This is a genomic window from Pseudomonadota bacterium (assembly GCA_023229365.1).
GTDB lineage: Bacteria > Myxococcota_A > Polyangia > JAAYKL01 > JAAYKL01 > JALNZK01.
Genome location: JALNZK010000135.1, coordinates 1 through 14,851, shown reverse-complemented (window position 1 = coordinate 14,851; position 14,851 = coordinate 1). Strand labels below are relative to the sequence as shown.

Genomic DNA, 14,851 nt, shown 5'->3' with positions numbered 1-14,851 from the left:
ACCAGCCGGTCGTGCACCTCGGGTTGGGCGCCGTGGAGGGCGCGCGCGACCTTTTTGCCCGGCTCGTCGAAATCTACTGGGAGGGGCAGCGGCGGCCGCTCCCGTTCTTCCCCGGGAGCTCGTACGCCTACGCGGCGAAGGCGCTCGCCCCGGCGAAGAAGACGAAGAAGGGCGCGCCCGCGCGCGACGAGGCGATCAAGGGTGCCGAGAAGGAGTGGACCGGCGAGGCGTACCGGGGCGTGCCCGGCGACCGGGATGCGGACGCCGTGCGGATCCTGTTCGGGGACGCGCTGCCCTGGGAGCTCGACGACGGCGGGCCGCTCGGCTTCCGGAGGCTCGCGCTCGAGCTCTTCGGGCCGATCGTCGCCCGGCTCGGCGCGGGAAAGGGCGCTCCATGACGCGCGGCGGCGCGATCCCGGGGTTCGATCCGTTCGGCTGTCCGCTCGACGGCGCCCACCTGGTCGACGCGAGCGCCGGCACGGGCAAGACGTTCGGGCTCTCCTGGATCGTCGCGCGGCTCGTGATCGAGCGCGCGGCGCCCATCGAGGAGATCCTCGTCGTCACGTTCACCAACGCCGCCACGGCGGAGCTCAACACGGCGGTCCGCGACCGGCTCAAGGCCGCGCTCGACGCCCTCACGGGGGGGCGGCCCATGGGGACTCCCGAACAGCGCGCCTACCTCGCGTCCATCGAGGATCCCGGGCGCGCGGCGGCCCTCGCCCGCACGGCGCTCCTCGGGATCGACCGGGCGGCGATCTCGAGCATCCACGGCTTCTGCCAGCGGACGTTGAGCGCGTCCGCGTTCGAGAGCGGCGTGCCGTTCGACGCGTCGGCGATCGAGGACGACAAGGCGTTCTGCGAGAGGGTCGCGGACGACTATTGGGCGCGGGAGGTCTACGAGGCGACCCCTGCCCGCGTCGCGGCGCTCGCCGCGGCGAGCTGGAAGCCGTCGCGGGCGCGGATGATCGCCGACGTCGTCGCGCGGGATCCGGAGATCGAGCTCATCCCGTCCGCGGATCCCGTGGCACGCGAGGTGGACGGGCGGGCGGCGGAGTTCGTCCGCGCGGCGTTCGCGGCGCGCCGCAAGGCGTCGGCGACGCTCACGTTCAACGACCTCCTGTACGAGCTCGATCGCGCACTCGCGGATGGGGAGCGCGGCGAGCGCCTCGCCGAGGAGCTGCGGGACCGGTACCGGGCGGCGCTGGTCGACGAGTTCCAGGACACGAACGCAGTCCAGTACCGCATCTTCAAGAGGATCTTCCGCGACGCCGGCCGGCCGTTCTTCGCGTTCGGCGATCCCAAGCAGTCGATCTACCGATTCCGTGGGGGCGACGTCTTCACGTACCTCAGGGCCGCGGCGGATCCAGGCGTCCGGCGATGGTCGCTCGACGTGAGCTACAGATCCGACGAGGGCGTCGTCCGCGCCGTGAACGCGCTGTTCGGCGGCGCCGATCCGTTCCGCTGCGAGGGCCGGATCGACTACCGGCCCGTGCGGGTGCGCCCGGAGGCCGTCGGGAGGCGGCCCCTGACGGACGGCGGCGCGCCGCGGCCTCCTTTCGAGATCCTGCACGCCGATCCGGAGACGACCCGGCCCGATGACATCGCGCCGCGGATCGCCGCGGACGTCTCGCGCCTGCTCGCCTCCGAGACGCGCATCGAGCGGTCGGTCGGCAGCGCCCCGACCCGCGTTTCGGCGCGCGACATCGCGGTGCTCACGCGGACGAACCCGCAGGCCCGGCGGGTCGCCGAGGAGCTGCGGAAGCTCGGGATCGCCTCCTCGACCTCGAGCGACGAGAGCGTCTTCGAGACCGAAGAGGCGCGGATCCTCGCCCAGCTCCTGGTCGGCGTCGGTCGTCCGGAGGACCCATCGCGGGTCGCGACCGCCGCCTGCTCGCCGCTGTTCGGCCTCCCGGCCGCCGAGATCCGCCAGATCTCTCGCGGCGAGGGTCCGTATCCGCTCTGGTCGAGGCGGATGGCGGGGCTCGCGCGCGCCTTCGAGGCCGGCGGCGCGGTGGCGCTCGTCTCGGGGCTGCTCGGCCTCGGCGCGGACGAGGGGGCAGGGCCGCTCGCCGCGGCGCTCTTCTCCCGTGTCGGGGGCGACACGATCGCGTCGCGGCTGCGGCACATCGCGGAGCTGGCGCAGGCGCGGCCGCAGGCGGACGGGGACGACCTGCAGGCGTTCGCCCGGTGGCTCGGGGCCCGGCGGCGAAGGGGAGCGGCCGTCGAGGAGGGCGCCCGGATCCGGCCCGAGACGGACGGCGACGCGGTGCGGGTCATGACCGTGCACCGGGCCAAGGGGCTCGAGTTCCCGGTCGTCTACGTGCCGTTCGCGTCGCGCTCGCCGCGCTGGACGACGAGGGACAGGTCGATCGAGTTTCACGATCCCTCGCGCGACGACGTCGCCTGCGCGGATCTCGGCGGCGCGAGCGCCGACGCCCATTCCGAGCTGGCGCGGAAGGAGGAGGAGGCCGAGGAGACCCGGCTTCTCTACGTCGCCGTGACGCGCGCGAAGCACCTCGTCAAGCTCGTCTGGTGGCCGCCGACGTCGGGACGCAACCGCCCGGGTCCGGCCGACGTCCTGCTCCGCGCGCACCCACCGGAGGACGGCGCCTTTCTCGCCGCCCGCCTCACGGGCGAGACGGCGGCGCCGGTCGGGGCGACGGCGTCGGCGGACGGGCTGCGCCTGGCGCCGCCGCCCGAGGTCGCGGTCGCCGCCCCCCGGAGGAAGGCGTCGTTCAGCGCGCTCGTGGAGGGGGTCGAGCCCGCGGAGCGGTCGGAATCGAGCGCGGCGGAGCCGTCGTCCGGCGATCCCGAGGTGCCGCTCGGCGACTTCCCCGCGGGGCGCGAGGCGGGGGTCCTCGTCCACGAGATCCTGTCGGCGGTCGACTTTGGCGACGGCGATCGGGCGCGGCTGGAGAGGACGATCGCCGAGGTCGTCGATCGCCGCGGCTTCCAGCCCGCCTGGAACGCGCGACTCGCGGACGCCCTGTGCGGGGCGCTCGACACGCCGCTCGACGCCGCGGGGGCGTTGCGGCTGAACCGGATCCCGCGCGTCGACAGGCTCGACGAGCTCCGCTTCGCCTTCCAGGCGCCGCGCGGGACGAAGCGCGTCCGTGCGACGGTCGCCGCCGTGGCCGACGCGATAGGCGCGGACGCGAGCGATCGCTTTGCACGTGCCTGCGCCGCGCGCGCGCGGGAGCTCGACTTCGATCCGTTCGAGGGCGGCGTCTCCGGGGCGATAGACCTCGTCTTCAGGCGGGGCGACGCGTTCTACATCGCCGACTACAAGACGAACCGCCTCGGGCCGAGGTGGGAGGACTACGATCCGTCGCGCCTCGAGCGCGTGATGCTCGAGCACCACTACTATCTCCAGTACCACCTCTACGCGCTCGCCCTGCACAGGTACCTCGCGCGGCGGATCGGCGAGTACGCCTACGACGCGCGGTTCGGGGGCGTCTTCTACCTGTTCCTGCGCGGGATGAGCCCGGCGCGCGGGCGGAGGACGGGCGTGCTGTTCGCGCGCCCCTCGGAAGCCGCGATCCGGGCGCTCGACGCGCTCTTCGGCGATCGCGGCGGGAGGCGGCCGTGACCCCGACGATCCGAGAGCTCGTGGAGGCGGGCCTCTTCCGGCCCGTGGATGCCGCGTTCGCGGCCGCGCTCGGACGCCTCGCGGGCGAAACGGATCCGCTCGCGCTGCTCGGCGCCGCGGCGGCTCGCGCATTCAGCGGGCGGGGCCACGTGTGCGTCGATCTCGCGGCCCTTGGGGATCATCCGATCCGGGGGTGGGAAGGGGAGGATCTCGCGCTCGGGGACTGGCCGAGCGCCGCCGTCTGGCGGGAGCGGCTGCGGGCGAGCGCGCTCGTCTCGCGCGATTGCGAGGCGGCGCCGCTCGTGCTCGACGGGGATCTCCTCTACCTGCATAGGATCGCCGAGACCGAGTCGCGGCTCGCGCGCCACCTCCTCACGAGGACGGCGCCGCCGTCGCGCCTCTCGGTTGTCACCGGGGGGCCGGGGACGGGCAAGACGAGCGCTCTCGCGAGCGACCTCGCCCGCATCGTGGAAGGGTTCGTAGCCGCGGAGGGGAGGGCGCCCCGCATCGCCCTCGCGGCGCCGACCGGGAAGGCGGCGGCCCGGATGGCGGCGGCGGTCGGCGCGGCCAAACGAGGGGAGCGGAAGCCCGAGCTCCGCTGCGCGAAGGAGATCGCCGCGATGATCCCGGACCAGGCGTCGACCCTCCATAGGCTCCTCGGCTTCGGGCCGCGGGGAGAGCGCCGCTTCCTTTTCGACGCGCGCCACAGGCTCCCGTTCGACGTCGTCGCCGTCGACGAGGCGTCCATGGTCGACCTGGATCTCATGACCGCCCTCCTCGACGCGGTGCCCTCCTCGACGCGGGTGATCCTGATGGGCGACAAGAACCAGCTCGCGTCGGTGCAGGCGGGCGCGGTGCTCGCGGATCTCTGCGCGGGCGGCGCCGGCGCCCCGTGGATCACGGAGCTCGAGCGGAGCTACAGGTTCGGCGACTCGAGCGCGCTCGGGGGCGCCGCGCGGCTCTTGAACGCCGGCCGTTCGCGCGAGCTCCTCGCCGCGCTGGAGGCCGGGCGCTTCGGGGACGAGGTACGGCTCGAGCGTCCCGCGGACGGGCGCGCGGCGCTGGAGTCGATCGTCCGCCGGGGCGCGGAGGCGTTCTCGGACGTGCTCACCGAGCGGGATCCCGCGCGCCGCCTCGAGGCCATGTCGCGGCTCGGCGTCCTCTGCGCTCACCGCAACGGTCCGCTCGGCTCGACGCACGTCAACCGCGAGATCGAAAGGCGACTCGCGGGCGAAGGCCGAAGGGATCCGGGCGACCCGTGGTACGACGGCCGCCCGATCATCGTGCTCGAGAACTCCCCGCGCGCCGGCGTGTTCAACGGGGACGTCGGAGTCGTGAGCCGGGAGGCGCCGGGCCGGGATCCATCGATCTTCTTCGCAGCCGCGGACGGCGGGCTCCGCGCGCTTCGGCCCGGGCAGCTCGCGGCGCACGAGACGGCGTTCGCCATCACCGTGCACAAGAGCCAGGGCTCGGAGTACGACGACGTCATCGTGCTGCTGCCGCTGGCTCCGTCGCCCGTCACCACGCGGGAGCTCCTGTACACGGCGCTGACCCGTGCGAGGGCGCGGGCGACGATCGTCGGCACCTCGGATGTGCTCGCCGCGGCGGTCGACACGCGGACGACCCGGTTCTCCGGCCTGGCCGGAAGGCCGCGCGGCTAACGTCAGTAGGAAACGCGGTCCGGGTTCGCGCGCCACTCGTCGAAGAGCCTCTTCGCCTCGGCGCGGTCGTACTCGATCATCGGAACTTTGCGGGCGTCCCTCGGTGCGCGCAGCTCCCGGTAGATGAGGGAGTCGTCGAACCCGGCGTCCGAGGCGTCCTCGTGCGAGCCCGCGAAGAAGATCCTGTCGATGTGCGCCCAGTAGATCGCGGCGAGGCACATCGGGCACGGCTCGCACGTCGCGTAGATCGTGGTGCCGGACAGATCGTGCGTCCCGAGCGCGCGGCACGCCTCGCGGATGGCGACCACCTCCGCGTGCGCCGTCGGATCCGCCTCGCGCACCACGCGGTTCGCGCCGCGGCCGACGATCGTCCCGCCCCTGACGACGACCGCGCCGAACGGACCGCCGCGCCCGTCGGCCATCGCCTCTCGCGCGAGCCGGAACGCCTCGACCATCATGGCGGCGTGGGGATCCGCGCCTGGTCCGGGGGACGCCAACGGGCTACTCGACCACCGTGATCTTGTTCATCTTGACGGGCGTGACCGGTCGGTCGCCGGCGGCCGTGGGCGTCGTCTCGATCTTCTTGAGGACGTCCGTGCCCTCGGTCACCTTGCCGAACACGGGGTGCTTCGACGCGCCCGGCGTGAACCAGTCGAGGTAGTGGTTGTGCACGGTGTTGATGAAGAACTGCGAGCCGCCGCTGTTCGGCTGGCCAGTGTTCGCCATGGAGAGCGTGCCCGGCTCGTTGGAGAGCTTCGCGTTCGCCGGGTGCTCGTCCTGGATCGTCCCGTGCGGCGGGCCGCCGGTGCCGGCGCGCGGGCTCTTCGGATCGCGGCTGTGCGGGCAGCCGAACTGGCACATGAACCCCTTGATGACGCGGTGAAAGTGGAGGCCGTCGTAGAAACCTTCCTTTGCGAGCGTGAGGAAGTTGCCCGCGGTGACGGGCATCTTGTCCAGGTAGATCTCGGCCTTGAACGTGCCGAGGCTCGTGTCGAACACCGCTGTCGGGTTTGGCATCTTCGTCTCTCCTCATTGGGCGCCTCTTTTGGCGCAGATGGAAAGCTAAACCGGTTCGGGCGCGAGGACAAGCGGGGAGGTGTCTGCCCTTGGCCGAGAGCTCGGCGCGCTCGCGATCACGGCATGTACACCGGCAGCTCCATGACGCGGAAAGCGCCGTCTTTTCGCCGGACCGTGAAGACGAACTCCGCCGTGCGGCTCCCGGTGTCCGGTTCACCGCAGCACGGGCCGAGCCCGAAGGCGGTCCCATCGTCCTTCGCGAACCGGACCTCGAAGCGCTTGGAGCCGTCGGGCGCGGCTTCGCTCGAGACGATCTCTCGCACCAGCAGGCAGACCCCGCCGTTGCGCGTGCAGTAGCGTTCGAAAAGAGCGGCGTGCTGCGTTGGACCGAGGTCGGGGTTCATGTCCAACGGGACGTCGTACGAGCCGCCGTAGAGCGCGGCCGCGTCCTCGAACCGCCCCTCGTGCAGCGCGGCGAAGTACGCCACGAGGGCGTCGTCAGCGGAGCCGGCGGGCGAGATCTGGACCGCCGCGATCTCCGGCACCGTATCGGGGATGGGCGTCGGCGCGACGACTGGCGCGGGACCGGCGCACGCCGCGAGGGCGCAAGAGAGAAACGCGCTCTGCGCGACTTGTAGAAGTGTCCTGCTCATCCCTACTGGCCAGAAGCTATGCCGGTTCGCCGGAGAGGACAAGCGCGCGCTCAGATCTCCGCCAGCACCTCGCCGCGCACGAGATCCTCGTAGGTGCCGCGCTCGCGGACGAGGCGATGCCGGCCGTCGCGCACCATGACCTCCGCGGCGAGCGGCCGCGAGTTGTACGTGGACGCCATGGCGAAGCCGTACGCACCGGCGCCGAGCACGGCGAGCAGATCCCCGGCCACGACGCGCGTCATTGTCCGCTTCTTCGCGAGGAAGTCGCCGGTCTCGCAGATCGGGCCCACGACGTCCGTGGTCTCTGCCTCGCGCTCGATCGCGGCGACGTGCTCGATGCCGTGGAAGGAGCCGTACAGGCTCGGGCGGAGGAGATCGTTCATCCCCGCGTCCACCACCGCGAAGCGCGCGTCGTCCGCCTTCTTCGTGTAGAGGGCGCGGGTCAGGAGGACGCCGGCGTTGCCCACGATGCTGCGCCCCGGCTCGACGACGATGCAGGCGTCGACACCACCGAGCGCCTCGCTCACCGCGCGCCCGTACTCGGCCGCCGCGGGCGGCGTCTCCTCGTCGTAGCGGATGCCGAGGCCGCCGCCGAGGTCGACGACGCGCAGGTCGAACCCGGCCGAGACGAGCTCGCGGGTGAGGGCCCCCACGTGGCGGGCCGCCTCCGTGAACGGCCCCAGCGAGACGAGCTGTGAGCCGACGTGGCACGAGATCCCGATCACGTCGACGTTCGGGAGCCTGCGGGCGCGCTCGTAACCCTCGAGCACCCGGTCGTGGCGGATGCCGAACTTGCTGGATCGCAGCCCGGTGGCGACGTACGGGTGCGTGCGGGCGTCGACGTCCGGGTTCACGCGCAGGGCGACCGGCGCCCTCGTCCCTGCCGCGCGCGCCGTCTCGTCGAGCGCCTCGAGCTCGGTGAAGGTCTCGACGTTGAACATGAGGATGCCGGCCCGGAGCGCCTCGGCCATCTCGCGGCGGCTCTTGCCGACTCCGGAAAAGACGATCCTTTCAGGCGGGATGCCGGCCCGGAGCGCCCGGTAGAGCTCTCCGCCGGAGACGATGTCCGCGCCCGCGCCGAGCTCCGCGAGCGCGCGCAGGACCGCGCCGTTGGGGTTCGCCTTGACCGCGTAGCAGATCGTGTGCGGCCTCCCCTCGAACGCCGCGTCCGCGTCGCGGTAGGCCGCGGCGATCGCGGCCCGGCCGTACGCGTAGACCGGCGTGCCGTAGCGATCCGCGATCTCGTCGAGGGGGACGCCCTCGAGGCAGAGGATCCCGCTCGCGTCCCTCCTGAGCTCATCCACAGCGGGCCTCCTTCCTGCGCGCCCGGGCGCCGAAGATACGGTCGTGCAGTCGCCGCACGACGGCCTCGACGTCGCAGTCGTCGACGACGACGCTCAGGTTGGCGCCGAAGCCGCCGTAGGTCAGGAGCCGGGGCTCGACGCCGTCCAGCGCGGCGAGGACCCGGGACGCGGCGCCCTTCGCATTCGCGAGGCGTTCGCCGACCACACTCACGACGCCCACGTTTCGGCGCGTCGTGATCGCGGCGACCTCCGAGAGCTCCCCCGCGAGCCGCTCGGCGCCGGGCTGCGCGCAGATGGTGACGGTGACGTTGACCTCCGAGGTCGCGATGTGGTCGACGCTGACGCCGAGCCGGTCGAACACCTCGAAGACGCGGCGGAGGAACCCGGTGGCGCCGAGCATCCGCGTCGAGTGCACGTTCACCAGCACCTGGTCGCGCTTGTGGGCGATGGAGGCGGCGATCGCGTCGCCCGCCGCCGGGCGCCTCGGGGTGCGGACGATGTCCGTGCCGGGCGCCTCGGGGCAGAAGGAGTTGAGGACGCGCACCGGCACGCCGGCGTCGATCGCGGGCTGGATGGACGACGGGTGCAGCACGCCGGCGCCGAGGAACGCGAGCTCGGACGCCTCGCGGAAGGTGAGCCTCGGGATCGGCCGCGCGCCGGGCACGATGCGCGGGTCGGCCGTCAGGATCCCGTCCACGTCCTTCCAAAACTCGAGCGCCTCGGCGCCGAGCCCGGCGGCCAGGACGGACGCGGTGAGATCCGAGCCGCCTCGGCCGAGCGTCGTCGTCGTCCCGTCGCGCGCCGCGCCGACGAAGCCGCCGATGACCGGGACCGACCCTTCGGCGAGCAGCGGCCCGAGGACGCGCGCGATCCGCTCGCGGACGGCGGGCTCGTCCGGGGTCGCCGCCCCGTGCCGCGCGTCGGTCGCGATCACCTCTCGCGGATCGACCGCGACGGCACCGACGCCGCGCGTGCGCAGGGCCTCCGCGACGATCGGCGCGGTCGCCATCTCGCCGAAGGCGAGCGTCGCGTCGCGGCTGCGCGGGCTGATCTCGCCGAGGGAGAGCATGCCCCCGACGTACCGCTCGAGGCCGGCGATCTCCCGCTCGAGCCGCGCCGTCGCCATGGGACCGTCCGCGCCGAGGGAAAAGAGGGCGCTGCGGTACGCGTCGCCGAGGGCGGCCGCTATCCGGGTCGCGGAGGGGGCGTCGCCGCGCTCGACAGCGGCGAGCAGGGAGACCAGCGTGTCGGTCGTGTCGCCCATGGCCGAGACCACGACGACCGGCCTTTGCCGCACCCGCGAGGCGACGATGGAGACGACCCTTTCCATGGCGGCGCGATCCTCGAGGGAGCTGCCGCCGAACTTCATCACGATCATGAGAACCTCTCCTCCGTTTCGTGCGCCCGCGCCGGCGGCGCGCACAGGGATCGATACTCCAGGACCAAATTATCGGGGAGCGGCCCCGCGGGGGAGAAGGGTGAGGACGGGAATCGAGTCGGTGCGACCTTCAGACCCCTCGGCGGGGCCCGGGTTTTATCTTGAGAACGGCTCTCGGCGTCTGTGCGTTCTGAACCACGATCGTCGATCCTTCCTTACGAGCGCATGATGAAGGCACGGAACCCGGTTGTCAATGGAGCGGCGTTACGCGGTCGCCGGATATCTCGAGCGCCGAGACGGGCCCGCCTTCGTACGCCACGCTCATGCCGGTGTCGATCCTGTAGACCCGGCCGTCGCAGCCCGACCTGATGCCGCCCTCCTGGACCGTGTGCCCCACGACCATGCGCTTCACATGGAGCCCCGCGAGCGCCTCGCCCAAGGTGGCGCAGGTCGCCGCGGACGGCTCGGCCTCGAGCGAATAGAGGCGCGTCCAGAGCGGCGAAACGGGCTTCGCCATGATCGGCGGGAGCTCCTTCCGCGCGCCCCGGAGGAAGGCGCGCACCTCCTCGTTGATGCGCTCGACGCCGTAGGCGACGTGCTGCGGCAGCACGCCCGCATGGACGAACACCGTGTCGCCGATCACCGCGACGACGTTGCGGCGCGCGAGGATCGCGGCCACCGGGCCGCCGGGCAGGAAAGCGGCGGCGCGGGCGCGGTGGACAGGCGAGAAGGCGAGGAGATCGGGCCTGCGGAGCAAGGGCTCGACGAGGTCGTCGAAGGAGGAGAGCCCCCTCGCGCTGACGTACCGGAACTCCCCCTCGGCGTTCATCATCTCGTGGTTTCCTAGGAGCGGGCGGAAGGCGCCGCCCGACTCGGCGGCGGCGATCTCGAGGAGGGAGAAGAGGTCGATGATCTCGCGATCCTGGTCCCCGCGGTCCACGTGATCCCCGGTCTGTACGACGACGAGATCCCCGCCGATCCACCGATCCGACGCGTCGATCGCGCCCGCGAGGCGGAGCGCGGCGCGGGTCGCGGCGAGATCCCCGTGCAGGTCGCCTATCGCGACGACGCGCGGCGCGGCCGGGTACACCGTCCGCGGCTCCTGCGGGACGAGCCCCGGGTCGACCGCCGGAAGCTGGCCCGGCGGCGGCTCGGTCGCCCGCCCGGCGACGTAGGCGCGCAGGACGATCACGCCGGCGAGCACGGCGAGGGTCGCGATACAGATGATCCAGCGGATCTTGTCCCTGCGGTCGGCTTTTGCCATCGCTTCTTCCGACTCCGCGCCCTACATCCCGTACGGCGGGATGGGCTCCCCGATCAGGACGGCGCCGCCGTCGCCGACCGCGAAGACGATGCCCATCGGGTCGGCGAGATCGCGCCACACGCCGCGGAGTATGTCGGTTTCGTCGAACAAGAGCGAGTCACAGATCTGTCCTTCGACGAAGTGCGTGATCGAGGCCGATCCTGCAGCGGGCCCGGACTGCCTCTGCCCGACCGCCCACAAGTTTCCCTCGCCGACCGCGAAGAGATCCAGCAGCAGGGGCGCATTCGAGCAGACAGGCTCGAACGTCGCGCCATTCGTCGAACGGTAGATCTCCGAGCGGAGATCCTCGTCCTCCTCCTGGTAAACGCCACCTATGAAGATCGTGCCCGTGTCGGTCCCCCCGAGGGCGTACAGGAAGTGCGCCGTCGGGTGATCGATCAGCGTGATCGCCCCATCGTACCGCAGGAGGACGCTCGATGAGTACGCGTCGTTCGCGTGGCCGGCGGCCCAGACCGCGGTCCCGGGCGCGCACCAGGCGGCGAAGAGGTTTCGATCCGTGCCGGCCGCGATCGGGCTCCACGTCGCCCCGTCGTACGCGAGCAGCGCGCCGCCGTCGCCCACGGCGTAGACGTCGTCGTGTGAGCGGCCGCAGACGTCGTGCAGGTTCGCGCTCGTCCCAGAGTCCATTTGCGTCCAGGCGTCGCCGTCGTAGTGGAGGATCACCCCGTCCGAGCCCACCGTGAAGACGTCCCAGGGCGCAGATCCCCACACGGCGCCGAGATCGGCGACCGGCGAGTTTGCCGGGTAGGCCATCTGGGTCCAGTCCGTTCCATCGTATCGAAGAATCGTCCCGCCCTCGCCCACGACGAGTACATCGCTCGAGGAGAACCCAAAGACCCCGGATAGATCCTCGTCGCCGTGGAAATCGAGTCCCCACCCGTAGGTGATCCACTCGTCGTCGGTCCCCGGCTCCGGGTCCGTGATCCCATCCAAGGTGTCGGTGTCGCCGCCGCCGTCCGCACCGAGCCCGGCCGAGCGCCAGCACCCGGCCGAAACGGCGCCGAAAAGCGCAACGAGAAGAATTCGTTTGAACACGCCCGCCATGGCGTTCATCCTATCACACCAGACGACAGCAGCGCCCCCTCGAGCGGGCGCTCGGTTCAAGGAGGGGAACATGAAATCGAGAATCAGTGGGATGGTCATCGTCGCCGCGTTCGCGTCCGTCGCGCTCATGGCGCTGCCGCAGTGCGGCGGCGTGAACCTCGGGCTGACCGGCAGCGGGAGCGGGAGCGGGAGCGGCAGCGGCAGCGGCGCGAGCCTCGGCGATCTCGCGAACGCGGCGGCCGGCTGCCCGAACCTGGGCAGCGTGCAGGCGATCGCGAAGGCGGACTTCCGCAAGGAGTTCGGGCTCGACGCGAAGGCCTCCGCCAAGCTGAAGAGCGCGCTGAAGGCGTCCGCCGAGCTCGAGGGGATCGCCAAGGATCTCAAGGTCGAGCTCAAGGCCGCGTGCGGCGGGCTGGCGCGCGATCTCGGCGCGGATCCGGGCGACAGCGCCAAGAGCGCGTGCAAGGCGGCGTCCAAGGCGATAAGCGACTTCAAGGCCAAGGCCGGCGGCAAGTTCACCCTCCACTTCGTCCCGCCGAAGTGCGAGGCGTCGATCGACGTCATGGGCAAGTGCGCGGCCGATTGCGACGCGTCGATCGACCCCGGCAAGGTCGACGTGAAGTGCGAGGGCGGCGAGCTCTCCGGCAAGTGCGACGCCGAGTGCTCCGGCTCCTGCTCCGTGGACGCCGGCGCCGTGTGCAAGGGGACGTGCAAGGGCGAGTGCTCCGCGCAGTTCAAGGGCGAGTGCGCGGGCGAGTGCAACGGCAAGTGCGACGGCAAGACGACCGGCGGCGCGGCGACCTGCGACGGCAAGTGCGAGGGGAGTTGCAGCGCGGTCGCGAGCGGCTCGTGCGGCGGCACCTGCAAGGGGGAGTGCAAGCTCAAGGCTGCGGCGAAGTGCGAGGGGACCTGCACCGGCGGGTGCAGCGTCGAGATGAAGGCGCCGAAGTGCACGGGCGAGGTCAAGCCGCCGGAGATGTCGGCCGAGTGCAAGGCCGAGTGCGACGCCAAGGTGAGCGGCAAGATGGAGTGCAAGAAGCCGAAGGTCTCCGTGAAGATCACCGGCGCCGCCGACGCCGCGGCAGCGGGCAAGCTGAAGGCCGCGCTCGAGGCGAACCTCCCGGGCGTGCTGAAGGTCGCGGTCGGCATGAAGGGCAAGGCCGTCAAGGCCGCGGGCAGCGTCAAGGCCGTGGTCGAGGGCGTGAGGGGCTCCCTCGACGGGATGGCCAAGGGCGGGGCCGGCGCGGCGGCGAAGCTGACCGCCTGCGTCGCGGATCCGTTCAAGGGCGCGTTCGACGCGGCCGCGAGCATCAAGGCGAACGTCTCGGTGTCGGTGGACGTGCAGGCGAGCGCCAGCGCGAGCGGCTCGGCCGGGACGAACTAGTTAGCGGCTCTTTCTAGAAGCCGGACTCCAGATCGCGGATGTTCTGCTCGATCTTCCGCATGTTCGCGCTGTCCTGGAGCTCCTTCGGCGCCTCCTTGTAGATCTGGATCGCGGTCTCCCAGCAGTTGCGCGCCTTGTCCTTCATCGCCTTCTCTTTGTAGATCACGCCCATGTTGGTCAACACCACCGCGGCCTTGATCTTCGAGTTGCCCGAGAACCTGAGGTAGATTTCGACGGCCTTCTGGTACTGCTCGAGGGCGACGTCCTTCTCCATGCGCTGGTACGCGCAGTCGCCGGCGAGGTAGTGCGCCTCGGCGCGCTCCACGATGACCTCGTCGGTCTCGTCGTAGATCGCCGCCGCCGCGAGGTACCCGTCGAGGGCGTCCTGCATCCGGCCCTCCGCCATGGCGAGGCCGGCCTGATCCATGTACGCGTCGTACTGCGCCTCCTTGGCGGAGCCTTCGTCCTGGCCGGCGGCCGTGTCGCCCGGTTCCACCGTCGTCCCGTCGGCCGGCGCGGTCCCGCCGCAGGCGGCGACAAGAAGAGCGGCCCCGAGGGCGAGCGCGCGCAGGATGCCACAAGCTGTTCGCGACATGATCTTGCCTCCTTTGTTCGTCGATCGCGGGACGACTCTAGCACACTTCGAGTCGCCGTGTCGCCAGACCCGCGATCGCCTCGCCGATGGCGATCGACGCCGTCGCGGCGGGCGACGGCGCGTTCAGCACGTGGATCGTCCGCTCCGCTTCGACGATCCGGAAGTCGTCGACCAGCGAGCCGTCGGGGCCGAGCGCCTGCGCGCGGACCCCCGCCCCGGCGCGCCGCACGTCGGCGGCGGACAGCTCGGGCACGAGGCGCCGCAGCGCCGCGACGAACGACCGCTTGCTGAGCGAGCGCCGCTGCTCCGCGAGCCCCTCGCGCCAGAACCGCCGGGCCATGCGCCAGAAGCCGCGGTAGAAGAGGAACGAGGCGACGTCCGGGAGCGAGAGGGAGAACCGCCCGTACCCCTCGCGCTTGAGCGCGAGCACCGCGTTCGGGCCGGCCTCCACGCCGCCATCCACCATCCGCGTGAAATGGACGCCGAGGAACGGGAAGCGCGCGTCCGGGACCGGGTAGACGAGGCTTCGCACGAGGCCGCGCCGCTCGGGCACGAGCTCGTAGTACTCGCCGCGGAACGGCACGATCCGCAGGCCCGGTTCCGTGCCGCACCTCCGCGCGACGCGATCGCCGTGCAGCCCGGCGCAGTTCACGAGGAGGCGGGCGCGGAGCGGTCCGGCCGAGGTCTCGATGATGATATCCGTGCCGTCCGCCGACGCGCCGACAAACCTCGTCCCGAGGCGGAGCTCGGCGCCGCGCTCGACCGCGAGCTCCGCGAAGGCGCGGGTCGCGGCCTTGTAGTCCACGATGCCCGTGTCCGGCACGTGCAGCCCGGCGAGGCCGGCGACGTACGGCTCGAGCTCGCGGATCTCCTCGGGCCCGACGCGGCGGATCCCGTCGAGG

13 protein-coding genes are annotated in these 14,851 nt (G+C 71.9%); 4 read left to right on the top strand and 9 right to left on the bottom strand.

The window, feature by feature from the left end; genetic code table 11:
* The 3 genes from M0R80_27450 to recD all read left to right on the top strand — a co-directional run.
* Window positions 1-398: hypothetical protein (locus M0R80_27450; protein MCK9463374.1), on the top strand; the 398-nt coding region annotated here is incomplete at its 5' end.
* Window positions 395-3,589, top strand: a complete 3,195-nt coding sequence (locus M0R80_27445) for a UvrD-helicase domain-containing protein (GenBank protein MCK9463373.1) — start codon at window positions 395-397, stop codon at window positions 3,587-3,589. The genes M0R80_27450 and M0R80_27445, both read left to right, overlap by 4 nt.
* Entirely contained in the window at window positions 3,586-5,250 is a 1,665-nt protein-coding gene (gene recD, locus M0R80_27440; GenBank protein MCK9463372.1) for an exodeoxyribonuclease V subunit alpha, read from the top strand. Before M0R80_27445 ends, recD begins: the two co-directional genes overlap by 4 nt.
* Window positions 5,251-5,252: 2 nt before the next feature.
* Here the strand turns inward: recD and M0R80_27435 are convergent, their stop codons facing one another.
* From M0R80_27435 to M0R80_27405, 7 genes are all read right to left on the bottom strand, one after another.
* Entirely contained in the window at window positions 5,253-5,708 is a 456-nt protein-coding gene (locus tag M0R80_27435; GenBank protein ID MCK9463371.1) for a nucleoside deaminase, read from the bottom strand.
* A 43-nt stretch (window positions 5,709-5,751) separates the two neighbouring features.
* Complete coding sequence (locus M0R80_27430) at window positions 5,752-6,267, bottom strand: peptidylprolyl isomerase (GenBank protein MCK9463370.1); 516 nt, start codon at window positions 6,265-6,267, stop codon at window positions 5,752-5,754.
* Between the two features lie 116 nt (window positions 6,268-6,383).
* Window positions 6,384-6,920 (bottom strand): hypothetical protein, encoded by a 537-nt coding sequence (locus M0R80_27425; GenBank protein MCK9463369.1) that lies wholly within the window; start codon window positions 6,918-6,920, stop codon window positions 6,384-6,386.
* Window positions 6,921-6,970: 50 nt separating this feature from the next.
* Complete coding sequence (gene lysA, locus M0R80_27420) at window positions 6,971-8,224, bottom strand: diaminopimelate decarboxylase (protein MCK9463368.1); 1,254 nt, start codon at window positions 8,222-8,224, stop codon at window positions 6,971-6,973.
* The gene (locus M0R80_27415; GenBank protein ID MCK9463367.1) at window positions 8,217-9,602 is read right to left on the bottom strand and encodes an aspartate kinase; all 1,386 of its coding nucleotides are present in this window, start codon (window positions 9,600-9,602) and stop codon (window positions 8,217-8,219) included. Before M0R80_27415 ends, lysA begins: the two co-directional genes overlap by 8 nt.
* 250 nt (window positions 9,603-9,852) lie before the next feature.
* Window positions 9,853-10,866: a metallophosphoesterase gene (locus tag M0R80_27410; GenBank protein MCK9463366.1), complete on the bottom strand. Its 1,014-nt coding sequence runs from the start codon at window positions 10,864-10,866 to the stop codon at window positions 9,853-9,855.
* Between the two features lie 21 nt (window positions 10,867-10,887).
* Complete coding sequence (locus tag M0R80_27405; protein ID MCK9463365.1) at window positions 10,888-11,970, bottom strand: hypothetical protein; 1,083 nt, start codon at window positions 11,968-11,970, stop codon at window positions 10,888-10,890.
* A 70-nt stretch (window positions 11,971-12,040) separates the two neighbouring features.
* Between M0R80_27405 and M0R80_27400 the strand changes: the two genes are divergently transcribed.
* Window positions 12,041-13,354, top strand: a complete 1,314-nt coding sequence (locus M0R80_27400) for a hypothetical protein (GenBank protein ID MCK9463364.1) — start codon at window positions 12,041-12,043, stop codon at window positions 13,352-13,354.
* Between the two features lie 13 nt (window positions 13,355-13,367).
* Here M0R80_27400 and M0R80_27395 read toward each other — a convergent pair whose 3' ends face one another.
* Entirely contained in the window at window positions 13,368-13,949 is a 582-nt protein-coding gene (locus M0R80_27395; GenBank protein MCK9463363.1) for a tetratricopeptide repeat protein, read from the bottom strand.
* Between the two features lie 37 nt (window positions 13,950-13,986).
* On the bottom strand, window positions 13,987-14,851 hold an 865-nt coding region (gene lhgO, locus M0R80_27390; protein ID MCK9463362.1), incomplete at its 5' end, for an L-2-hydroxyglutarate oxidase.